This window comes from Sinomicrobium soli, assembly GCF_003285545.1.
Lineage (GTDB): Bacteria > Bacteroidota > Bacteroidia > Flavobacteriales > Flavobacteriaceae > Sinomicrobium.
On sequence record NZ_QLNV01000015.1, the window covers coordinates 33,323 to 56,286 of the forward strand.

Annotated in this window: 16 protein-coding genes; 3 read left to right on the forward strand and 13 right to left on the reverse strand. The window is 50.9% G+C overall.

What is annotated here, in order from left to right; genetic code table 11:
- Window positions 1-9: 9 nt before the first annotated feature.
- The 5 genes from pyrH to rplM form a co-directional block, all read right to left on the reverse strand.
- Complete coding sequence (gene pyrH, locus DN748_RS15725) at window positions 10-717, reverse strand: UMP kinase (protein ID WP_112372788.1); 708 nt, start codon at window positions 715-717, stop codon at window positions 10-12.
- A gap of 169 nt (window positions 718-886) precedes the next feature.
- Window positions 887-1,711 carry a translation elongation factor Ts gene (tsf, locus tag DN748_RS15730; RefSeq protein WP_112372789.1) on the reverse strand — a complete coding sequence of 275 codons (825 nt, stop codon included), beginning with the start codon at window positions 1,709-1,711 and terminating at the stop codon, window positions 887-889.
- Between the two features lie 104 nt (window positions 1,712-1,815).
- On the reverse strand, window positions 1,816-2,646 hold the full coding sequence (rpsB, locus tag DN748_RS15735) for a 30S ribosomal protein S2 (protein ID WP_112372790.1): 831 nt from the start codon (window positions 2,644-2,646) through the stop codon (window positions 1,816-1,818).
- 205 nt (window positions 2,647-2,851) lie between these two features.
- A complete protein-coding gene (gene rpsI / locus DN748_RS15740; RefSeq protein WP_112372791.1) occupies window positions 2,852-3,238 on the reverse strand; it encodes a 30S ribosomal protein S9 in 387 nt (128 codons plus the stop codon).
- Entirely contained in the window at window positions 3,238-3,693 is a 456-nt protein-coding gene (rplM, locus tag DN748_RS15745) for a 50S ribosomal protein L13 (RefSeq protein ID WP_112372792.1), read from the reverse strand. Before rplM ends, rpsI begins: the two co-directional genes overlap by 1 nt.
- A 318-nt stretch (window positions 3,694-4,011) precedes the next feature.
- Here rplM and DN748_RS15750 point away from each other — a divergent pair, with 318 nt between their 5' ends.
- Entirely contained in the window at window positions 4,012-10,059 is a 6,048-nt protein-coding gene (locus DN748_RS15750; RefSeq protein ID WP_146746629.1) for an alpha-2-macroglobulin family protein, read from the forward strand.
- Window positions 10,060-10,075: 16 nt separating this feature from the next.
- Here DN748_RS15750 and polA read toward each other — a convergent pair whose 3' ends face one another.
- The gene (gene polA / locus DN748_RS15755) at window positions 10,076-12,901 is read right to left on the reverse strand and encodes a DNA polymerase I (protein ID WP_112372794.1); all 2,826 of its coding nucleotides are present in this window, start codon (window positions 12,899-12,901) and stop codon (window positions 10,076-10,078) included.
- Window positions 12,902-13,271: 370 nt separating this feature from the next.
- Between polA and DN748_RS15760 the strand changes: the two genes are divergently transcribed.
- Window positions 13,272-14,459 (forward strand): anhydro-N-acetylmuramic acid kinase, encoded by a 1,188-nt coding sequence (locus DN748_RS15760; protein ID WP_112372795.1) that lies wholly within the window; start codon window positions 13,272-13,274, stop codon window positions 14,457-14,459.
- Window positions 14,460-14,466: 7 nt separating this feature from the next.
- On the opposite strand, the gene DN748_RS15765 is transcribed toward DN748_RS15760, so the two are convergent.
- The 7 genes from DN748_RS15765 to mfd form a co-directional block, all read right to left on the reverse strand.
- Complete coding sequence (locus DN748_RS15765; protein WP_146746630.1) at window positions 14,467-15,207, reverse strand: hypothetical protein; 741 nt, start codon at window positions 15,205-15,207, stop codon at window positions 14,467-14,469.
- Window positions 15,208-15,310: 103 nt separating this feature from the next.
- A complete protein-coding gene (truB, locus tag DN748_RS15770) occupies window positions 15,311-16,018 on the reverse strand; it encodes a tRNA pseudouridine(55) synthase TruB (protein ID WP_112372797.1) in 708 nt (235 codons plus the stop codon).
- A 186-nt stretch (window positions 16,019-16,204) separates the two neighbouring features.
- Window positions 16,205-16,567: an endonuclease domain-containing protein gene (locus DN748_RS15775; protein WP_112372798.1), complete on the reverse strand. Its 363-nt coding sequence runs from the start codon at window positions 16,565-16,567 to the stop codon at window positions 16,205-16,207.
- A gap of 168 nt (window positions 16,568-16,735) precedes the next feature.
- The gene (locus DN748_RS15780) at window positions 16,736-17,533 is read right to left on the reverse strand and encodes an undecaprenyl-diphosphate phosphatase (protein WP_112372799.1); all 798 of its coding nucleotides are present in this window, start codon (window positions 17,531-17,533) and stop codon (window positions 16,736-16,738) included.
- Between the two features lie 123 nt (window positions 17,534-17,656).
- Window positions 17,657-17,920: a DUF3098 domain-containing protein gene (locus tag DN748_RS15785; RefSeq protein WP_112372800.1), complete on the reverse strand. Its 264-nt coding sequence runs from the start codon at window positions 17,918-17,920 to the stop codon at window positions 17,657-17,659.
- 12 nt (window positions 17,921-17,932) lie between these two features.
- Entirely contained in the window at window positions 17,933-18,811 is an 879-nt protein-coding gene (locus DN748_RS15790; RefSeq protein ID WP_112372801.1) for a cell division protein FtsX, read from the reverse strand.
- Window positions 18,812-18,932: 121 nt separating this feature from the next.
- Window positions 18,933-22,277, reverse strand: coding sequence for a transcription-repair coupling factor (mfd, locus tag DN748_RS15795; RefSeq protein ID WP_112372831.1), 3,345 nt, complete (start codon window positions 22,275-22,277; stop codon window positions 18,933-18,935).
- Window positions 22,278-22,526: 249 nt separating this feature from the next.
- Between mfd and DN748_RS15800 the strand changes: the two genes are divergently transcribed.
- Complete coding sequence (locus DN748_RS15800) at window positions 22,527-22,958, forward strand: TerB family tellurite resistance protein (RefSeq protein ID WP_112372802.1); 432 nt, start codon at window positions 22,527-22,529, stop codon at window positions 22,956-22,958.
- Window positions 22,959-22,964 lie beyond the last annotated feature (6 nt).

Sequence of the window (22,964 nt, forward strand, 5' to 3'; positions counted from 1 at the left end):
ACAGCGGGATTAAAGATTTACCTTCGTTCCCACTTTTTCACCGGAAACAACTTTGTAAAGATTACCTTTTTTATTCATATCAAAAACAATAATCGGCAGTTCGTTTTCCTGGCTGAGGGTGAAAGCGGTGGTGTCCATTACTTTCAGGCCTTTTTTCAGGACATCGTCAAAGGTAATATAATCAAATTTGGTAGCGTTTTCGTCTTTTTCCGGGTCGGAAGTGTAAATCCCGTCTACCCTGGTCCCTTTGAGGATGACGTCGGCATCGATCTCGATGGCGCGAAGTACGGCAGCGGAATCTGTGGTGAAATAGGGGTTGCCCGTTCCTCCGCCAAAGATAACGACGCGTCCCTTTTCGAGATGTCTTATGGCTCTTCTGCGTATAAACGGCTCGGCTACTTCATTGATATGGATGGCCGACTGCAGGCGCGTCTGTACTCCGGTATTCTCAAGGGCGCTCTGGAGTGCCAGGCCGTTGATAACGGTGGCCAGCATGCCCATATGGTCGCCCTGAACGCGGTCCATGCCGTTGCTGGCGCCGGCTACTCCCCTGAAAATGTTTCCTCCCCCGATGACTATGGCTACCTGAACACCTTTTTCCGCGATTTCCCTGATATCATTGGCATATTCTGAAAGGCGCCGGGGATCTATCCCGTATTGCTTTTGTCCCATCAGTGCCTCTCCACTGAGTTTGAGGAGAATTCTTTTGTATTGCATAGTTTTTCGGATGAGTTGTGTGCAAATATAATGATTATCTCAAATTAGGAAAGTGGAAATTTTAATCCCCTGCGGCTTTTTGTGATCTTCCCGTAACAAGAAAAAAGCCACACCGTAACCGGTATGGCTTTTCATATGATCAGAACCGGTATTTCCGGTATTTGTCGTATTATCCGAGAGCAACTCTCCTGAAGCCTGTGATGGTAAGATCGCTGTTCACCGATTTTACATAATTGGCCACGCTGGTCTTACTGTCCTTGATATAATCCTGGTTTACCAGGGTGTTGTCTTTAAAGAAACGCTTCAGTTTCCCTTTGGCGATATTGTCGAGCATGGCTTCCGGTTTGCCTTCGGCACGGAGCTGGTCTTTGGCGATCTCGATCTCCTTGTCAATAACAGACTGGTCTACGCCGTTTTCGTCAAGCGCAATAGGGTTCATTGCCGCAGCCTGCATGGCTACGCTTTTGGCTGCTTCTTCTGCACCGTCAACATTGGCTGACAGGCCGGCCACCGTAGCGATCTTGTTTCCGGCATGGATGTAAGCCCCAACAAAAGGAGCCTCGATGGTTTCAAAGCCTCCGATCTCAATCTTCTCCCCGATAACCCCGGTTTGCTCCGTAAGCTTCTCTTCTACGGTAATACCGTTGTAGTCTGCTTTCAGGAGTTCTTCTTTGGTAGCGTGGTTCAGCGCCATTTCGGCCAGGTCGTTGGCCAGCTTTACAAAGGATTCGTTTTTGGCTACGAAGTCGGTCTCGCAGTTCAGCGATACGATCACTCCACGGGTAGCATCACCATTTACCTTGGCGATAACCGCTCCTTCGGTAGACTCCCTGTCTGCCCGGTTGGCCGCTACTTTCTGCCCTTTTTTACGAAGTATTTCTATCGCCTTGTCAAAATCACCTTCGGCTTCTACCAATGCTTTCTTGCAGTCCATCATACCGGCACCGGTAGCCTGTCTTAATTTATTAACTTCTGCGGCTGTGATCTTTGCCATTTCTTTCAGATTTTATTTTGAATACCGGGAAAATCCCCGTACGGCACGGAATAAAAATATTTCAATATCCGCCCGGGGAGATCACCTCAATATTAAATTTAGGTTTAATTTTCGTTGTTGCTTTCCGTAGCTTCTGCCTTTACTTCATCGCTGTTGTCTGCAGCTGTTTCTTCTTTTCCGGCAGGGGCTTCGTCCTTATCTGCCTGCTTTTCAGCTTTTACAGCATCTTTTTCAGCGCGTTCGGCCTTTCTTTCGGAAAGCCCTTCGGCTACGGCACCGGTAACATGCGAGAGTATGCTCTCAATGGATTTGGAAGCGTCATCGTTAGAAGGGATGACGTAATCCACGTCGCGCGGATCCGAATTGGTATCCACCATGGCGAAAATGGGAATGTTTAATTTCTGAGCCTCTTTTACGGCAATGTGTTCACGCATGGTATCTACAATAAACAATGCCCCGGGAAGACGGGTCATGTCTGCTATCGAACCGAGTTGTTTTTCCAGCTTTGCTCTTAAACGATCTACCTGTAACCGTTCTTTTTTGGAAAGGGTGTTGAATGTGCCGTCCTTTTTCATCCTGTCGATGGCCGTCATTTTCTTTACCGCCTTACGGATGGTTACGAAATTGGTCAGCATTCCGCCGGGCCATCTTTCCGTAATATAAGGCATGTTGACAGCACCTGCTTTTTCGGCGACAATGTCTTTGGCTTGTTTCTTGGTAGCCACAAAAAGGATCTTCCTTCCGGATGCCGCGATTTTCCTGAGGGCTTCGTTGGCTTCCTCGATCTTGGCTACGGTCTTGTACAGGTTGATCACGTGGATGCCGTTTCGCTCCATGTAGATATAAGGAGCCATGTTCGGGTTCCACTTTCTGGTGAGGTGTCCGAAGTGTACACCTGCTTCTAATAAGTCTTTAACTTCTATTTTGCTTGCCATTTTCTGTAATAGTTTACGTTCCGTTGAGTTAGCAATGCTGAAGTGGCTCTGTCGAGGCCTTCACCATTTGGATGCTAAACTAATTTCCCGGTGTTCCGGGACAACGACAACATGTTGTTTTAATACCCCGACCGGTATAACCGGGTCCGGTAAGATTGAATTGCGGATCAGGCCTGTCTGTGGACGGGCAGAGATCCTGAAAAAATTAACGTTTGGAGAACTGGAATTTCTTACGGGCTTTCTTCTGTCCGTATTTCTTGCGTTCTACCATTCGCGGATCCCGGGTGAGTAAGCCTTCCGGTTTCAGCGTAACCCTGTTTTCCGTATCTACTTCACAAAGCGCTCTCGAAATAGCGAGACGAACAGCCTCGGCTTGTCCGTTGCTCCCTCCGCCGTATACGTTCACTTTGATGTCGTATTGCTCTGCGGTATCGGTAAGGGTCAACGGCTGCTTTACCTTGTACTGTAATGTCGCAGTAGGAAAATAGGTGTTGAGTTCTTTTTTGTTGATGGTAATGTTTCCGCTTCCCTGAGAAACATATACACGTGCAACTGCAGTTTTTCTTCTGCCGATCTTGTGAATTACTTCCATTACTTCAGCTCGTTTAAGTTAATAGCAGCGGGTTTTTGCGCCTCCTGTTTGTGCTCGGCCCCTGTGTATACCTTCAGGTTGCGGAAAAGCTCGGCTCCCAGTTTGTTCTTGGGCAGCATTCCCTTGACCGATTTCTCGATCAGGCGGGCAGGATCCTTCGTGAAGAGTTCCCGGGCATTCAGTTCCCGTTGTCCGCCCGGATATCCGGTATGGCGGATATACTTTTTGGCTTCCCACTTGTTGCCGGTTAAATTGATTTTTTCTGCGTTGATAATCACCACATTATCTCCACAGTCCACATGAGGAGTGTAGTTGGGCTTGTGCTTTCCCCGGAGCAGCTTGGCCACTTTAGAGGCAAGACGTCCCAACGTCTGTCCTTCGGCATCGACAAGTAACCACTTTTTGTCCGCAGTCGCCTTGTTTGCCGAAATGGTTTTGTAGCTTAACGTGTTCACATTAATTTTTTTAAATTAAACATTCCATTCCCAATAAACGGGGTGCAAATGTACAACTATATCTTGTAATTACAAATGCAGGCCGTTATTATTTTAAAGCGGATAATCGTTTGGTTTTCATCAGTGTAATCTCCTGTCTGGACGAAAGGTGCGGTGTGCAGGGACGATGTGGGAAAATTACAGGGCCTTGTGGCATATTATTTGATATTTGCTGAGGTATAATCGTCTGAAATGACGTATTTTTAAAAACCGGAAAAAAACTAAAACCTGCAACATACAACTTTCGGTATATAAGAAGTTTAACTTAAATTTATTCGTGTGAACACCTATTTATTCTGTATTGTAATCCTTTTCTGTGTGCCCCTTGCCGCCCAGGAATTTCCCTATGAAAAGAAGTGGAAAGAGATCGAGAAAAAAGAAGCCGAAGGACTGCTTAAAAGCGCGCTTCCCGGGGTGAACGAGATATACGAAGCGGCCGGGAAGGACGGCAATGTCACACAACGTATCCGGGCCTTGTTGTACCGCAGCCGGATTGCGGTACTAACCAGTGATGACGACGGGATACAGCAGGAGGTCATCCGCGATTTTGAGGGGGAATTGTCTGAAGCGGAGGGTGCGGAAAAAAGCCTGCTGGAATCCATGCTGGCCGAGACCATATATTCTTACTACCGCAATAACAGGTGGACTATTGACCGGCGCACCCGTATGGAAGAAGCCTCGACCGAAGATTTCCGGTTCTGGAGTGAAAATATCTTTGACGACAGGGTTACGGCACTTTACCTGGGGTCGCTGGAAAATGCGGAGATACTCCGGCAGCAACCCGCAGCACAGTGGCAGGAGATCCTGGAACCCGGTCCCGATGCGCAGGCCGGGGAAGACAGGAAAGGAAAAGATGCAGGTCTTGAGCGGGGAAGGGAACTTCGTCCCGCCATGTACGACCTTATCGCCCACCGGGCCATAGATTTTTTCCGCGACCAGCCCGATGTCTTTTTCAATACCTTCGGGAAGGATGCGGATGCGGAACGCAAAAAGGACAAGGCCCTGGCCCTGCTCCGCGAACTGGAGGAATTTCACAGGGCAAACGGAAACACGAATGCCCGGCTCTACAATGCGCTTGAGGCGCTTAAACTCCGCAGGCAGGAATACGGTGATGATGAATATGCCGGAGCGCTGGAAAAACTTTCCCGCATTGCCCCCGGAAGCTGGTACAGCGGGGAGGTGCTGCTGGAACTGGCCCGGTTTTACAACGAACAGGCCGGTGAGGAGGAAGCCGGCGATTTCGAAGTGAAGAAAGCATGGTGCGATAAAGCCCTGGCACTTACCGGGACGATAGCAAGCGATTACAAAGGGACTTCCGCAGCAGTTGCGGCCCGGCAACTGGAACGGCAGATACGGGCGGAGGAGTTTTCCGTACAGCTGGAATCCTATATCCCGTCGGGGCAGGCCAACCCCATGTCGGTGACGCATAAGAACCTGGGCAGGATCTATTTCAGGATACTCCGGTTCCGACCCGATCCCGAAGATTATTTCGAAGATCCGCTACAGGAGATCCGTTATGCCAAAGAAGAGGACCGGCAGCAACTGCTGGAAGCCCTGTTCCGCAGGTATCCCCTCGAAAAGGAATTTACACTGGAACTGAAAACCTTCGACGATTACCAGGCGCATACCACAACAGCAGCACTGGAAACCCTGCCGGAGGGAAGATATATTATCCTCGCGACCAATGCGGCAGACTTTAATATGGGAAAGGAAGGTGCCGTATTACAGTCGCAGCAGATCGATGTTACCCCTTATGCCGTAGTGGGGAACGGCCGGGAATTGCTGGTTACTGAACGGCGGAGCGGGCATCCGCAACCGGGAAAGACCATAGAGGTGTATGAAAGGGACGGCGAGCGGCTGAAGCCGGTCAAGACCGTTACCACCGATGCGTCCGGGAAGGCGGACATCCGTTATTCCGGGCAGCGATACCACCGGTATTACTACCGTATTAAAGGAGAAGATGTGTTTTACGACCTGTACGGTTACCGGGGGGATACCAACCGGGAAAAGGAAATCTCCTATACCGCCAGGTTCTTTACGGACCGTTCCATATACCGGCCGGGACAGACGGTTTATTTCAAGGCTGTATACTACAGGGAGACCCCGGACGGAAAAACAGAGGCGGTCCCCGGTGAGGCACTGGATGTTGAACTGAAGGACCCCAACAACCGTACGGTAGGGACTCTGAAACTGACCACCAATACCTTTGGCTCCGCATCCGGCGAGTTTGTCCTGCCCACGGGAGGGCTTACCGGGATGTTCAGGCTGGAATGCGACTGGGCGGAAGTATACAGCTTCAGCGTGGAGGAATACAAACGCCCCCGTTTTGAAGTGGTGTTCGATACGGTGAAAAAAACCTTCCGCCTGGGAGAGGAGATCAGGGCAACAGCAAAGGCACAGGCATATTCAGGTGCTGATATAGATGGCGCTAAAGTGGTGTACCGGGTATACCGGCAGGCCGTATATCCCTATCTCCCCTGGTGGAGACGGGCAGATATCCACCCGGAGCCGAGAGAAGAGATCACATACGGGGAAACGACTACGGACGCAGCAGGGAATTTCGAGGTTCCTTTCGAAGCAAGGCCCCCGTCGTCCCTGCTTTCCGGGAAGAAAGCAGAAACCCCCCGTACCTATACCTATACCGTAGAGGCGGATATTACGGATATCAACGGGGAAACCCGGTCCGGGAGCCAGAGTATTACCGTGGGAGACCTCAGGTATACCCTCTACCTGGACATGCCGGCCAGGGTAGCCTGGGAAGACCTGGAAAAGATAGGCCTTCGTACCGAAAACCTCAACGGGCAGTTTATGCCGGCCAAAGGGGAACTGACCCTGACCAAGATCGTACCGCCGGAACGCGTATTGCGGGAGGTGTCGCTACCGGCCGGTGATTACGAACTGTACGGCAGGGAAGAGTTTGTAAACCTGTTCCCGAACGATCCGTATGACCAGGAAGACAAAAAGGAAAACTGGAAGGAGGAAACCCCGGTGATCTCGACAGGGTTCGATACCGGAAAGGAAAAAGAGATCGCAGTAAAACCCCGGAAAGGATGGAAAGAGGGGTATTACCTGTTGCGGGGATATATCCGCGACGGGAAAGACAGTATCCCTTCGGAACAACTGGTGTACCTGTATAAAAGGGAGAAAAAGCAGCCTGTAGACCGGGAGCTCTTTGCCGTAACCACAGACAAGGACCGTTATACCCCCGGGGAGACGGCCAGGGTCACTTTTGCGTCTTCCGCTCCCGATGCCGTGGTGACGGCGGAACTGGAGTACGACGGAAAGGTCATAAAACGGGAAGTGCTGAAAATAAACAAGGGGGTAAAGACTTTCGCATTCCCGGTAGAGGAAGATTACCGGGGCAATGTCTTTGTGCATTATTATTTCGGGAAGTACAATACCGCCCGCCAGGGAGTGCAGACCATTGCGGTCCCCCTGGCGGAAAACACCCTGGAGATCACCGCCGGGACCATGCGCGACAAGCTGCAGCCGGGAGATGAAGAAAGCTGGGAACTGACGGTAAGCGGAAAAGGAAAGGATGCTTTCCTGGCCGGGCTGGCCACCGGTGGAGCCGAGGTACTTGCAACCATGTACGACGCTTCGCTCGACCAGTTTAAACCGCATGATATACAATGGACGCCCCGCAACAGCATGCTGCGGCACCCGGATTACGGGTACTGGGATATTCACAGGGCATACCGGTCTGCTTCGCTCGCACAGGTACTGTATAGGCCCTTTCCCTTACCGGAAACCGGGGTACAGCCGGTATTTGACAGGATCAACTGGTTCGGGTTCGATATCAACGGAAGGAACAGGGGGAATGTCGTGATCAGAGGGGTGAGTACCAGCGGTACGCTCAGGATGGCAGCGCAGAAGAATACGGAGGTGCAGGAATATGCCATGATGGAGGATAGTGCAGCATTGGAAGAGATGGTAACGGAAATGCAAGCAGAACCGGCATCCCCTCCGTCGCCTGACGATACGGAAACAGGCCTGTCTGCCGTACAGCCCCGGCGTGCGCTGCAGGAAACTGCATTTTTCTTTCCGCATCTCAAGACGGATGAGGAAGGGAATGTAAAGCTTCGTTTTACCACACCTGAAAGCCTTACGGAGTGGAAGTTTATGGCCCTGGCACATACCCCCGGCTTGTATACGGTCAATTACGAAGCCAGTGTGCGTACCCGGAAAGAACTGATGATCGTCCCCAATCCGCCCCGGTTTTTACGGGAAGGGGATGTTGTCGAGTTCCGGGCCAAGGTGACCAACCTTTCCGGAAAAGACCTCTCCGGAAAGGCTCAATTGCTGCTTTTTGACGCGTTTACCATGCAGCCCGTAGATACGGCTTTTGAAAACGGGAATAACGAACGGGATTTCAATGCGGCAGAGGGACAGAGCGATAATGTGTCGTGGACCCTGCGCGTTCCTTCGGGGCAACAGGCCATAGTGTATCGGGTGGTGGCCAGTGCCGGGAATTATTCCGACGGGGAGGAATCGGCACTGCCGGTGCTTACCAACCGGATGCTGGTTACCGAAACACTGCCGTTGCACATACGTGAAGGACAGGAACAGCGGTTTGAACTGGACAAGCTGGCCGGTACGAATTCTGCAACCAGGGAAAATTTCAGGCTTACTTTCGAAATGACCACCAACCCGGTCTGGTATGCCGTGTTCTCCCTGCCATATCTCAGGGAGTTTCCCTACGAATGCTCGGAACAGGTGTTTTCCAGGCTGTACGGAAACCTGGTCTCGCAGCAGCTGGTGAATTCCAATCCCCGGATAAAGGCGGTTTTTGACGACTGGAACCGCAATGGGCAGCTGCAGTCCAGGCTGGAACTCAACGAAGAACTGAAATCCCTGTTGCTGGAAGAGACTCCCTGGGTACGCCAGGCAGCGGGAGAGGAAGAGCAGATGAAGCGGATTGCCGTGCTGTTCGACCTGAACAACATGCGCAACGAACTGGGAGATACTTTCCGTAAACTACAGGGCAAACAATTGTCTTCCGGGGCTTTCCCATGGTTTGACGGAGGGGCGCCTAACAGGAATATCACTACCCATATTGTTTCCGGCTTCGGTCATTTGCAGGCCATGGGGATCGGGTATGAAAACACGGATATCCGCCCGGACGATATGATCGGGAAGGCCATCGGGTTTATCGACGGGGAGATGGAAGCGGAATGGGACCGCTATCAGAAGAATGAGAAGTATCCGCCTTCCTTGTATAACGGGGTGTCGTGGATGTATGCCCGGAGTTATTTCCTGGAAAGTTACCCGCTGAGCGGGAAAGGAAAGGCCGTGGCCGATTATTTCCTGGATAAGCTGGACAAGGAAAAATTCACCGGTTCCAGGTACCACCAGGCGATGCTTTCACTGGTGTTCCACCGCTTCGGGAAAAACGGCCCGGCGGAGAAACTGTTGCGATCCGTAAAAGACCAGTCGGTGGTAAGCGATGAGATGGGAATGTACTGGAAAGACAACCGTCCGGGATGGTACTGGTACAATGCTCCCATAGAAACACAGGCCCTGCTGATAGAGGCTTTTGATGAAGTATTGCAGGATACCGGAAGCGTGGAACTGATGAAGGTGTGGCTGCTGAAAAACAGGCAGACCAATCGCTGGGTGTCTACCAAAGCCACTACCGAGGCGGTTTTTGTCCTGATGAGTACCGGCAAAGACTGGGTAAATTCCGAAGGGGGATTAGCGGTAAGTATCGGGGGAGACAGCCTGGATATTGAAAAAATGGAAGAAGCGCAGCAGGGAAGCGGTTATGTAAAGACCGCCTGGAAAGGGAAGGAAATAACCCCGGAAATGGGCACTGTAGACATAAAGAAAACCTCGCCGGGTGTGGCCTGGGGAGCGTTGTACTGGCAGTATTTCGAAGACCTCGACCAGATCACTTCCGCAGCTACGGGGATACGCTTCAAAAAGGAGCTCTTCCTGAAGAAGCTGACCGACCAGGGGCCGGAATTGCAGCGGATCACTGAAAAAACACCTATACAGGTAGGAGACCTGGTCACTGTTCGCCTCGAAATAAAGAACGACCGTGATATGGAGTTTGTTCATATCAAGGATATGCGTGCCAGTGGTTTCGAACCGGTAAATGTGCTTTCGGGATATCGCTGGCAGGGCGGTCTGGGGTATTACGAAAGTACCCGTGATGCCGCCACCAATTTTTTTGCCGACCGTATGCCCAAAGGGGTTTATGTCTTCGAATATGACCTGCGTGCCGGTAACAGCGGTGATTTTTCCAACGGCATCACCTCCCTGCAGTGTATGTATGCTCCCGAAATGAGTGCGCATTCCGAAGGGATACGGGTAAACATAGAATAAGAATAAGAGGGCCGGCTCAGTGTGCGCTGAGCCAGTCTTCCCCGAGGCCTATTTCCACGTCCAGGGGAACAGCCAGCTGGTAGGCGTTTTCCATTTCGGACTTGATCAGCGGCCTGATCGTTTCCAGTTCGGGTTTGTAGGCATCGAATACCAGTTCGTCATGTACCTGCAGCAGCATCCTGGTTTTGAAACCGCCTTCCCGGAGCTTGCGGTGAATACTGATCATGGCGATCTTGATGATATCGGCCGCACTGCCCTGGATGGGAGCATTTACGGCGTTTCGTTCGGCCGCCCCGCGAACCACCTGGTTCCTGGAATTGATATCGGGCAGGTAGCGCCTTCTTCCGAGTATGGTTTCCACATAGCCGTGGTCCTGTGCGAAATGTATCTGGTTGTTGATATACGCCCGGAGTTTCGGGTAGGTTTTGTAATAGGTATCTATGAGCTCCTTGGCCTCGCTTCTGGACAGGGTGGTCTGGTTGCTGAGCCCGAAAGCGGACACTCCGTAAATGATACCGAAGTTTACCGTTTTGGCATTGCTCCTCTGCTCCCGGGTCACTTCCTCCAGGGGAACGCCAAAGACCCTTGCTGCGGTGGAGGCGTGAATATCCTGTCCCTCCCCGAAGGCCCTGATCATGTTCTCTTCTTCACTCAGTGCAGCGATGATCCGCAGTTCTATCTGCGAATAGTCGGCGGCCATCAGGATATAGTCCTCATTCCGGGGTATAAAGGCTTTTCGCACCTGCCGGCCCCTTTCGGTGCGGATCGGGATATTCTGCAGGTTGGGATTGTTGCTGCTCAGCCGCCCGGTTGCGGCAACGGCCTGGCTGTACACGGTATGTACACGGTTTGTCTTCGGGTTGATCTCGTTGGGCAGGGCGTCTACATAGGTGTTCTGCAATTTCTGAAGTTGCCGCCACATCAGGATATCTTCCACGATCCTGTGGTCTTTAGCCAGGTAAGAGAGTACGTCTTCTGCGGTGGAATACTGCCCGGTCTTGGTCTTTTTCGGTTTGTCTACCAGTTTCAGTTTGTCGAACAGGATGGGGCCGAGCTGTTTGGGGGAGGCCAGGTTGAACTCTTCTCCTGCCTGTTCGTATATGTTTTTTTCGAGTTCCCTGATGTCCTTGTCCAAAGCCTGTGACAGGGATTTGAGGTATTCGGTATCTACCCGGATCCCTTCGATCTCCATATCGGCAAGGACCTGTACGAGGGGAGCTTCGATCTCTTCAAACAGTTTAAGGGCATTGCGATTGGGAAGTTCTGCCTGGAACAGCTGTTTCAGCTGCAGGGTGATATCGGCATCTTCCACGGCGTATTCCGTTTGCCTGTCGAGGGGCACATCGCGCATGGACCCCTGGTTTTTTCCCTTTTTGCCGATAAGGGCTTCTATGGGCAATGGCTGATAGTTGAGATAGGTCTCGGCAAGGACATCCATATTGTGCCTCATGTCGGGGTTGATGAGGTAATGGGCGATCATGGTATCGAACAGCTTTCCTTTTACCCTTATGTCGTACCCGGAGAGCACCTTGATATCGTACTTGAGGTTCTGCCCCGTTTTTTCGATCTTTTCGTTTTCGAAAAAGGGACGGAATTCTTCCAGGATGGCCAGGATTTCTTCCCGGTTTTCCGGCAGGGCGAGGTAATATCCCTTGCCGGCTTCCCATGAGAAAGCGATCCCTACGAGTGCTGCCTGCAATGCCTTGAGGCTGGTGGTTTCGGTGTCGAAACATACACTTGGCTGCAACATCAGTTTTTGCAGCAGCAGGCCTCTTGCCACGGGGGTATTGACCAGCTGGTACAGGTGGGGGGCTGTTTCCAGGGTCTTATAACCGCTGGTACCGGCCTCGGGCTGTGTACTCTCTTCTCCCGGATTGCCAAAGAGGTCGAACTGGGTGCCGGATTGTACCGGGGCTGTGACTGCCGGGGTCCCGGTATCGCTTCCGGAAGTGGTTTCCTGCCCGAAAATTTTTATAAAGTTTTCCGTAAGGCGGCGAAATTCCAGTTCCTGGAAGATCTCCTTTACCTTGTCGAAATCGGGAGTGTTCAGCTCAAAATCCTCTTCGTGAAAAGCTACCGGAACATCGAGCATGATCCGGGCGAGTTCCTTGGAGAGCAATCCCTGTCCGGCATTTTCCTTTATCTTTTCCTTCATCTTACCTTTCAGGCTGTCGGCATTGGCGATCAGGTTTTCCACGCTGCCGAATTCCCTGATGAATTTCTTGGCCGTTTTTTCTCCCACCCCCGGAAAGCCGGGGATGTTGTCTACGGAATCTCCCATCATCCCCAGGTAATCGATCACCTGTTCGGGTTTTTCCACCTCGAATTTCTTCTGCACTTCCGGGATGCCCCAGATCTCGATTCCGTTGCCCATCCGGGACGGGCGGTATATGAAGATATTTTCCGAAACCAGCTGGGCAAAATCCTTATCAGGGGTAACCATATAGGTGAGGTATCCCTGCTTCTCGGCCTGTTTGGCCAGGGTGCCTATAATGTCGTCTGCCTCAAAACCTTCTTTTTCGATCACCGGGATGTGCATGGCTTTCAGAATGGACTGAATATACGGAATGGCAATGCGTATGGCTTCCGGGGTTTCGTCCCGGTTGGCCTTATACGCCTCAAACATTTCCGTGCGCGCTATGGAGCCCCCCTTGTCAAATGCCACTGCGAGGTGGTCCGGTTTTTCACGTCTTATCACATCGAGAAGGGAGTTGGTAAACCCCATGATAGCCGAGGTGTCCATACCCTTGGAATTTATCCTGGGGTTCTTGATAAAAGCATAGTATCCCCTGAATATCAATGCGTAAGCGTCCAGTAGAAAAAGGCGTTTTTGTGCTGACATAAGTATTGTTGACGTTTGTTGGTGTAAAAGTAAGGATTTAATCGCACTCCCCGGAAGTAATCTCCGCTGTGTTGCTCCGGGATACCCGAATGCGCTATATTTGCATATAAAAGCCTGGCCCCGGGACCGGGGAAATGACGGAATGGGCGGAAGTCGGAAGCTTGAAGTCGGGAGTTGTCATTCCGACGAAGGAGGAATCTGCGGTCTTTCGGGGATGCTGTTGAAGTTCCTTTGATCGCTGGGGGAAATTCTTCCCCCGACCAAGGGTCGGGACGGGCTTCGCTCAGAATGACAACTATAGCCAGTTCAGAATTCAGAGCCCAGACTAAGAACTAAACAACTACCAACTAACAACTAAATAAACCAAACCATGCAGCACTCCATAGCAAAACTGTACGAGATCGCCCGGAAAAAGTCACGCCTGATCATCGGCCTGATGAGCGGTACTTCCCTCGATGGCCTGGATATCGCCCTATGCAGGGTGAAGGGGCATGGGACGGATACGGAAGCGGAGCTGCTGCGGTTTGTTACGGTTCCCTATACGGATACCTTCAGGAACCGTATCGGTGAAATATTTGCAAGGGAGTCCGGGAGTATAGAACAATTGTGCCTGCTGCATCCCTATATAGCGGAAGTACACGCCGGTATGATACTGCAGGCATTGAAGGACTGGGGGGTGGGGCCCGGAGAAGTAGACCTTGTGGGCAGTCACGGGCAGACTATCTATCACGCCCCGCAGCGCTATCACGGCCGTGCCGGGTTTTCCGATGCTACCCTTCAGCTGGGCGATGGCGACCATCTTGCGGTAAGGACCGGGATTATCACCCTGTCTGATTTCAGGCAGAAACAGGTTGCCGCGGGAGGCGAAGGAGCCCCTCTGGCCGTATACGGTGATTACCTGCTTTTTGCGGATGCCGCCACATCGCGGCTATTGCTCAATATCGGCGGTATTGCCAATCTTACCTTTCTTCCTGCCGGGGCTGGTTTTAACGAGGTTTTCTGTACGGATACCGGACCGGGGAATACGCTTATGGATGCCTATGTAAAAAAGTATTTTGACCTGCCTTTTGACCGGGATGCCCTGATTTCACGACGGGGGCGCCTGCACGGGAAACTGCTGGAAGCCTTGCTGGACGATCCCTTTTTTACGGGGAGCGAATCCCGGACAACAGGACCGGAATTGTTTAACCTGAATTATCTGGACAGGGCACTTGAACATTGCGGAGGTGTGGTGTCCCATGAGGATGTGCTCCATACCCTGGCCCGTTTTACAGTGGAAGGGATCGTAAAATGTATACGGGAACGGGGGGTTCCGGAGGGGGTAAGCGGTTTTGTAAGTGGCGGGGGCGCTTCCAACCCCCTGCTGATGGAACTGCTCAGGGCATCCTGTTCCGGGATGGAGTTTACGGATACCTCATCGCTGGGACTCGACCCCGATGCCAAGGAAGCGGTACTGTTTGCCCTGCTGGCCAATGAAACTGTGGCGGGCACTTCGGAATTACAGGGTTCCCCGGCCCATCCGTGGGTGAGTATGGGAAAGATCAGCCTGCCGGAATAGCCGGGGCTTATTCTCCCTGGAAGTGGTAGGTGATGGTGCCCCGTTGTTCTCCCCGGTCTTCACTGCTCTCGAAGGTGGCTTGCAGGGCATAGGTGATGGCCTGCTCTACCAGGCAGCCGTTATCGGATGTGGAACTCTTCCTGTTAAAATCGGCGTGGGTTACCTGTCCGGCAGCATTTACCCGGATATTGACTACGACCTTACCCCTGGCGGAGCAGGTGTATACGGGGTTGGGCAGGTAGCGATGGACCCTGTTTAGCAGGGAATACGAAATGGAGCTGTGCCGGTTTACGCTATTGTTTTTTACCGTTGCCCGGGAGCTGTCGTCCCCGTCTGACCTTTCGGATTTCTGCGGGGTTTCTTCCGGCGTTTCCGCCGGGATTGTCCCTTCGTCGGAAGCTTCGTTTTCGGTCGTATTACGGGGAGTTTCGGCCGTAGTTTCTTCCTCGTGGTCTTCTTCGGCCTCTTCCGATCTTTTTCCTTCCCGGAGTTCTTCAAGTGTCCTGAATTCCCTGACCTCTCTCTCGAACCTGCTCTTTACCGATTCGTTATAGGCCATATGGGTCTGAAGCTGGTTTTTCTCCTCCGGGACCTTCATCTCCTGTTCGACAGTTTCCTCGATCCGGAGTTCGAACAGGTACTCCTTTTCTTCCTGTCCGGAAAGGTGGATATTGAACAGTATAAGGGCCAGGAGCATCACGGAGAGTGATGACAGCAGCAGTGCGTATTGTTTCCTGTTCAATTCCATACCTTATTATAACGCCCGAACCGCAAAATAATTGGGTGAGAAACTGCATACAGTTCCTGGAAAACGGACGGGTCCGGGTTTTTTGCGAAAATATACTAAAAAATCACGGGCTTTCACGGAGGTTTTCCACGAAGGTTTCCGGGCCAACGGCTTCCCCGACCCGGTAATGGCCTATGGCCGTACGGCGAAGCGCGGAAAGGTGTGCCCCCGATCGCAGGGCCTGCCCGAAATCGTGGGCGAGGGAGCGTATGTAAGTGCCTTTGCTGCATACGACGCGGAAATTGATCTCCGGGAAATTGCGGTCGTCTGTCTCAAAGGTGTGTATGGTTACTTTTCTCGGGGCGATCTCTACTTCCTGCCCTTTCCGGGCGTGTTCGTACAGCCTTTTTCCGTCTTTTTTAATGGCGGAGAACACCGGGGGTACCTGCGCTGTTTCTCCTGTGAATGCCGCCGCGGCCTCCCGGATCAGCTCCGGGGTAATGTGTACGGTGGGCCAGGTGCGGTCTATCTCCGTTTCCAGGTCGTATGAAGGGGTGGTAGCCCCAAGGGTAATGGTCCCGGTGTATTCCTTGACCTGCCCCTGGAGTTCCGGTATTTTTTTGGTGAATTTACCGGTGCAGAGGATCAGCAACCCTGTAGCGAGGGGGTCCAGGGTCCCGGCGTGGCCTACCTTGATCTTCCTGAGGCCGAACTTTTTCCGGATGGCCCACCTGACCTTGTTTACCACCTGGAACGATGACCAGTGCAGGGGTTTGTCGATAAGGAGAACCTGCCCTTCTTGAAAATGTTCGGCAGAAAAATTATCCTTCATTTCTGGTAAATGATCTTTTTTGCGAAGGTACGCAAATGTGATAAATTTTTATGCAGTTTTTACTGGTATAAAACCTGGTGTACCTATCCCTGACGTTGCGGATTATTTAATGTTTCGGGCTTTCAAACCCTCCGTCAGAACAAAGTTCTGCCACCTCCCTTCGTCTGAAGGGAGGAGTTTTTACTGTTACTCTAAATGTTCTTTGATTTCCTGTATAACGGATTCAAAATTTTGGAATACCATTTTATTTTCAAAACGCAATAGGTGATATCCTGCACTATTTAGGGTCTGTGTACGTCGAAGATCATATTCTTCTGAGGCATGATTATTGTATACTTCTCCGTCCAGTTCTATAATAAGATGTGCCTGTGCACAATAAAAATCTACAATATAACCGGCTATACTGTGTTGCCGAGTAAAACGATATCCATCAATTTTCCTCGCTTTAATATGCTTCCATAAAAAAGCTTCAGCTGGAGTCATATTTTTACGCAATTCCCTCCGAAATCTTTTGAGGGGTTTAATGTTATGTATAGGTGATTTTTTCACTTGTACAAGATAGTGTTTATTTTTCTACAAAATACTTTTTGAGGGATTTTTCCTTCACTTTTTGAAATGAATACAGGTTGAAGACTCCCCTCTTCAGATGAAGAGGGGATATGCCATGGTAAAAGATCAGATGAGTTATTTTTCCGGTTTGCCTGCCGAAGGTATTGATTACAAGGATAAAAAGGAATAAACAATAACCACGGCCCCTACGATAAGGCAGTATACCGCAAAATAGGTGAGTTTGCTGTTCCGTACCAGCCTGATCATCCAGGTACAGGCGAGCAGTCCGGAGAAAAAGGCCGCGGCAAAACCTATGGCCAGGGGGGTGATCTGCTCCGGTTCGAAACTTATTTTTCCGGAGAGCAGTTCCCGGGCAATGCTCCCGAATATGAGGGGCACTACCATGAGAAAGGAGAAACGTGCGGCTTTGCTCTTGTCGATCCCGAGCAGTACCGAGGCCGAAATGGTGGAGCCGCTCCGGGATATTCCGGGGAGCATGGCGATGGCCTGGGCTATCCCTATGATAAAGGCATTGCCGTAGGTGACGCTTTTTGAGGTGTCTTTGGCACGGTCTGCAAGGAACAGCAGTAATGCCGTAATGAGCAGCATAAACCCTACCAGCTGTATGTTCTCTCCGAAAAGCTGCTCGAGGTGTTCCTCGAAAAAAAGGCCGACAAAGACTGCGGGGATCATGGATATGAGGATCTTGAATGAAAACCGGGTTTCCTCGTTGTCCCTGAACCGGAACAGTCCGCGGAGGATTTCGACCACTTCTTTCCGGAATATCACTATGGTACTCAGGGCGGTGGCAAAGTGAAGTACTACGGTAAAGATAAGGCTCTCTTCAGGGATGGAGTTATCGCCGAGCAGGGCCTTTCCTATTTCGAGATGACCGCTGGAAGAAACGGGCAGGAATTCGGTGAGCCCCTGGATGATCCCCAGGATAATTGCATCAATAATGTCCATATGTCACTGTCGGGTTATGATCTTTTATCTGACTAAACGAAGGGGGAAGCGGTTTATTGGATGTTAAGTTATTCGGTTATTGGATTAGTGGGTCGGTTTTGCCTGAATACGCAATTGACCTGGTTATTCGTTTTTGTCCTTTTTTGTTTTCGGGGACAGCAGGATGGCGTATATCTGCAGGGCAAAACCGATGATGACGAGAGTGGGGGCGACCCTGATCCTGCGGAAACTGAATATCTCGGGGTTAAAGGTAGTGGGGTCGTCCGTGCCTCCGCCACTCATCAGGATAAATCCCAGAGCTATGAGGGCGAGGCCCGTGAACATGATCGTATAATTTTTTTTCCCGAATATGAATTCCTGTTGCGATTGTTTATCTTTTTTATTCATAATGTCGTTTTATTAGTAATACAAGTCGTCCGTACGCAGGTTCAGGAACCTCTGGGCGGCGAAATAGGTGCTGATCCAGCTTATGACCGCTCCCATCAGGAATATGCCGGCAAACAGCATCATGAGCAGGGCCGGGTCCTGCATCAGGCCGAGTTCCGGAAATCTCTGGTCGAAATAATACAGGCATGCGGCCATGGCTGCCACGGCGATGATGGCCCCTATGATACCCAGTTTAACGCTGGTCCAGATAAACGGCTTCCGTATAAAGCGTTTTGTGGCCCCTACCATCTGCATGGTTTTAATGATAAACCGCTTCGAATAGATGGATAGCCTTATGGAGCTGTTGATCAGCAGGACGGCTATGATGGTAAAAGCGCCGCTGGCCAGCAATATCCAGAGGCTTAGCCGTTTGATGTTCCTGTTGAGCAGGGTGATAAGAGGGCGGTCGTAGGACACTTCGTCCACGAAGTTCTTTGCTCCTATCTCCCCGGCAATTTCTTCCAGTTTCTGCGCGTCTACAAAATCAGCCTTCAACCTGACATCTATGGAGTTCTGCAGGGGGTTGTACCCGAGGAAGTCCATAAAATTCTCTCCCATTTCCTCGCTCTGGGCTTCCGCAGCAGCTTCCTTGGAAACGAATGCCACTGATTTGGTATATTCGGCCAGGGCAAGGCTTTTCTGCAATTGTTCGATTTCCGTCTTTTTGGCATCGTCTTTCAGGAAAACGGACACGGCTACCTGTTCCTTGAAGTGATCGGCCAGTTTTTTGGTGTTGATCACCATCATGCCCAGCATGCCCAGCAGAAATAATACGAGAGATATACTGAGTATGACGGAGAAATACGAGGAGATCAGTCTCCGTTTCTGGTATCTTTCAAACGATTTGCTCATGGATTGTTACCTGTTTTTCCGGCTTCCCTGCAAATATAACGAATTCATAATTCGAATCTTGCCTCCGGAAGCCGGATTCATAAAAAAAGCGTATTCATTTGCTGTATTACCTGTTTGTGTTTCAGGAGGAAGAGGTTGCTTCTCCTTGAAATACAAAGGGTTTCAGGGCATTCAGGGCCTTGTCGACAGAAGTGATGCCTTCAAAGGTGAGCAGGAGGCGAAGCCCCATACGGGTGTTCTTTTCCTTCATTTTGCAGTGTCCCGGCTGTTGTTGTATCAGTTGCATGATATGCCGGAAGGCCTTGCTCTGGTAGAAGCGGCTCTGCTGGTCGGCAATGAAATACCCTACCATTTTTCCGTGTTTGAGGATCACTTTTTCCAGTCCCATGGAAGAGGCGATCCACTTGATCCTTACGCTGTCGAGAAGGTCTGTGACCTGTGCAGGCAACGGGCCGAAGCGGTCTTTCAGGTTTTCTTCGTATTTTCTGAGCTCTTCTTCGTTGTTTACGGTACTGAGCTGGTTGTACAGGTTGAGCCTTTCGGTAACGTTGTTTACATATTCGTCGGGGAACAGCAGTTCGAAATCGGCATCGATCTGGGTGTCCCTGATATATTCCCGCTCGTCATCGTCCTGCCCGTACAGCTCGCTGAACTCGTTTTCCTTGAGTTCCTCGATGGCTTCGCTCAGGATTTTCTGGTAGGTATCGAAACCGATGTCGTTGATAAAGCCGCTCTGTTCTCCTCCCAGCAGGTCCCCGGCTCCCCTTATTTCGAGGTCTTTCATCGCTATGTTGAACCCGCTGCCCAGTTCGGTGAACTGTTCCAACGCCTGTATGCGCTTCCTGGCATCTTCGGTCATGACGGAATAGGGAGGGGTGATAAAATAGCAAAAAGCCTTTTTATTGCTCCGCCCGACCCGGCCCCTCATCTGGTGAAGGTCGCTCAGTCCGAAGTTATTGGCATTGTTGATAAAAATGGTGTTGGCATTGGGAACGTCCAGGCCGCTTTCGACAATGGTGGTCGACACCAGTACATCGAATTCACCGTTCATAAAGGAAAGCATCAGCTGTTCCAGTTTCCTGCCTTCCATCTGGCCGTGCCCGACAGCTATTTTGGCATCGGGGACCAGCCGTTGTATCATGCCGGCAATTTCCTTGATATTCTCAATGCGGTTGTGAATAAAGAACACCTGTCCTCCCCGCTGTATTTCATAAGAGACCGCGTCCCGTATTATTTCTTCGCTGAACTGTATCACATGGCTCTCTATGGGATACCGGTTGGGTGGCGGGGTGGTGATCACCGACAGGTCTCGTGCCGCCATAAGGCTGAACTGCAGGGTTCTCGGAATGGGAGTGGCCGTCAGGGTAAGTACGTCCACATTTTCTTTCAGGGTCTTGAGCTTGTCTTTTGCAGCTACGCCGAATTTCTGTTCCTCGTCTACTATAAGGAGGCCCAGGTCGTGAAAACGCACACTCTTGTTGACCAGCTGGTGTGTGCCGATGATAATATCGGTTTTCCCGGATGCCAGGCGTTCGAGGATGTCCTTTTTCTCTTTGGCCGTACGGAAGCGGTTGAGGTAATCTACGGTAACCGGCAGGTCTTTCAGCCGTTCGCTGAAGGTTTTGTAATGCTGGAAGGCGAGGATGGTGGTAGGCACCAGCACGGCTACCTGTTTGCTGTTGTCTACGGCCTTAAAAGCAGCCCTGATCGCCACTTCTGTCTTCCCGAACCCTACATCCCCGCATACGAGCCGGTCCATGGGATGTTCGTTCTCCATATCGTTTTTGACTTCCCGGGTGGCCTTGCTCTGGTCCGGGGTGTCTTCGTAGATAAACGACGCCTCCAGTTCGTGTTGCAGGTAGCTGTCGGGAGCAAAGGAGAATCCTTGTTTTGTCCGTCTTTTGGCGTATAGCTCGATCAGGCTGAAGGCAATTTCCTTGACCTTGTTCTTGGTCTTTTTCTTGAGATTTTTCCAGGCATTGCTGCCCAGTTTGTATATTTTGGGAGGCTTTCCGTCCTTGCCGTTGTATTTGGTGATCTTGTGCAGGGCATGGATGCTTACATAGAGAATATCGCGTTCCCCGTAAATCAGTTTTATGGCTTCCTGCGGCCTGCCTTCCACCTGTATCTTCTGAAGGCCGCCGAATTTACCTATCCCGTGGTCTATATGGGTAACATAGTCGCCTATCTGCAGGTGGTTCAGTTCCCTGAGGGTAATAGCCTGCTTCTTCGCATAGCCGTTCCTGAGGGTGAATTTGTGATACCTTTCGAAGATCTGGTGGTCGGTATAGCACACGATCTTCAGGTCGTCGTCGATAAATCCGCGGTATATCGGAAATATGACGGTTTTATAGGGAACATCCCCTTCCAGTTCCTCGAAAATGTCGTGAAAGCGGCGGGCCTGTTGTTCACTGCTGCAGAAAATATAATTCTCATATCCGTCCTCACGGTTCCGGGCAAGGTCTTCGAGGAGCAGGTTGAACTGTTTGTTGAACGAGGGTTGCGGCCGGGTGTGAAAGGTAATGATCTCTTTTGCGTCGGTATCTTTCTTTTTAAAAGGAAGGGCCGACAGGTTTTCGGTTTCGGCTACGGCGAACTCGCCGAACTGTTTTTCCAGCAGGCGGGAGGTGCAGAACAGTTCTTCGGGGGAAGCGTGTTTAACGGTTCCGGACAGGGAGGCAAAGGCTTCTTCCGCCTTTCCGAACAAGTGGTCGATCCTGGAGGTGAACATTCCGCTGTCCTGGCGGAAGATCACTGTTTTCTGAGGGATATAACGAAGAAAACTCTCCCTGGTCTCGCCCAGTGTCTTTTGTTCCACATTGGGGATAATACTTATTTTTTTCAGTTTTTTCAGCGAGAGTTGTGTTTCCACATCGAAGGTCCTGATACTGTCTACCTCATCTCCGAAAAATTCTATGCGGTAGGGCTCGTCATTGGAAAACGAAAAGACATCGATAATCCCTCCACGAACGGAAAATTCCCCCGGTTCGGAAACAAAATCCACGCGCCTGAAATGGTATTCGAAAAGCACTTCATTGACAAAATCGGGAGCTATGTTTTCCCCCGTCTTCATTTTCAGTGTGTTCTGTTCCAGGGTTTTCCGGGTAACGACCTTTTCAAAGAGGGCATCGGGATAGGTAATGATGAGAGCAGGTTTCTTTTTGGAGTTTATACGGTTCAGCACCTCGGCCCGGAGCAATACGTTGGCATTGTCTGTCTCCTCGATCTGGTAGGGCCTGCGGTAGCTGCCGGGATAAAAGAGAACGTTTTCTTCCCCCAGCAGTTGTTCCAGGTCGTTGAGGTAATAGGCAGCTTCTTCCTTATCGTTGAGAATAAGCATATGGGGAAGTCCGCTTTCCGTAAAGTGCTGTGCCACCGCAAACGACAGCGAAGACCCTACCAGTCCGCCCACATATATTTTTTCCGGTGGCCGGATCGCGGCAATAGCGTTCCGCAGTTTTCGCATCTGCGGAGACTGTAAGAGGCCGGGCGCCCCTATGGCTGCCGGGAAAGAAGCTGGCAAGGCCTGGGTATTATTCACACTTAAAATTTTGTGCAAAGGTAATAAAAACAGTTTTGTGTGAGAAGAAAGATAAAAGTGATGTGACTGAGGTATTTGAAAGCGGGAATTGTATTATTAAAACTGTCGTTGTACTCGTTTTGGATAAAAATGTATATTTGCGACAAATATTCAAAGCGTCAATACTACGTAGATATGTCAATTTTAGATTTGTATTCCAGTGCCTTCCTGGAGCGGAACAGAGACCATTTTGCGGCGATCGTCCGCGTGGCTTTATCGGATGGTGACATCAATGCAGCAGAAAAAGCTTTTCTCGACCGCCTGGCTCATAACCTCAATATTTCCGAGGAAGAGTATGCAGTGATCCTGAAAGATCCTTCCAGGTATCCCATAAATCCCCCGTTTTTCTACGATTCGAGGCTGGAGCGTCTTTACGATCTCACCCGTATGGTGTATGTAGACCATATCGCGGAGGAGGAAGAGACCGCCATGTTGCACAAGCTGGGAGTAGGGCTGGGTTTCTCACCGGGTAATGTAAAATATATCGTAGCCAAGGCATACGACCTGGTATCTCACGGAGTGGACCTCGATACTTTCAAGGAAGAGATGAAGCATATGAACCGGTAGGGAGAC

Coding starts and splice junctions, on each gene's coding strand:
- pyrH (WP_112372788.1), bottom strand. CDS start 717: ATGCAATACAAAAGAATTCTCCTCAAACTCAGTGGAGAGGCACTGATG.
- tsf (WP_112372789.1), bottom strand. CDS start 1,711: ATGGCAAAGATCACAGCCGCAGAAGTTAATAAATTAAGACAGGCTACC.
- rpsB (WP_112372790.1), bottom strand. CDS start 2,646: ATGGCAAGCAAAATAGAAGTTAAAGACTTATTAGAAGCAGGTGTACAC.
- rpsI (WP_112372791.1), bottom strand. CDS start 3,238: ATGGAAGTAATTCACAAGATCGGCAGAAGAAAAACTGCAGTTGCACGT.
- polA (WP_112372794.1), bottom strand. CDS start 12,901: ATGTCAGCACAAAAACGCCTTTTTCTACTGGACGCTTACGCATTGATA.
- DN748_RS15760 (WP_112372795.1), top strand. CDS start 13,272: ATGCAGCACTCCATAGCAAAACTGTACGAGATCGCCCGGAAAAAGTCA.
- DN748_RS15765 (WP_146746630.1), bottom strand. CDS start 15,207: ATGGAATTGAACAGGAAACAATACGCACTGCTGCTGTCATCACTCTCC.
- truB (WP_112372797.1), bottom strand. CDS start 16,018: ATGAAGGATAATTTTTCTGCCGAACATTTTCAAGAAGGGCAGGTTCTC.
- DN748_RS15780 (WP_112372799.1), bottom strand. CDS start 17,533: ATGGACATTATTGATGCAATTATCCTGGGGATCATCCAGGGGCTCACC.
- DN748_RS15785 (WP_112372800.1), bottom strand. CDS start 17,920: ATGAATAAAAAAGATAAACAATCGCAACAGGAATTCATATTCGGGAAA.
- DN748_RS15790 (WP_112372801.1), bottom strand. CDS start 18,811: ATGAGCAAATCGTTTGAAAGATACCAGAAACGGAGACTGATCTCCTCG.
- mfd (WP_112372831.1), bottom strand. CDS start 22,277: ATGCGAAAACTGCGGAACGCTATTGCCGCGATCCGGCCACCGGAAAAA.
- DN748_RS15800 (WP_112372802.1), top strand. CDS start 22,527: ATGTCAATTTTAGATTTGTATTCCAGTGCCTTCCTGGAGCGGAACAGA.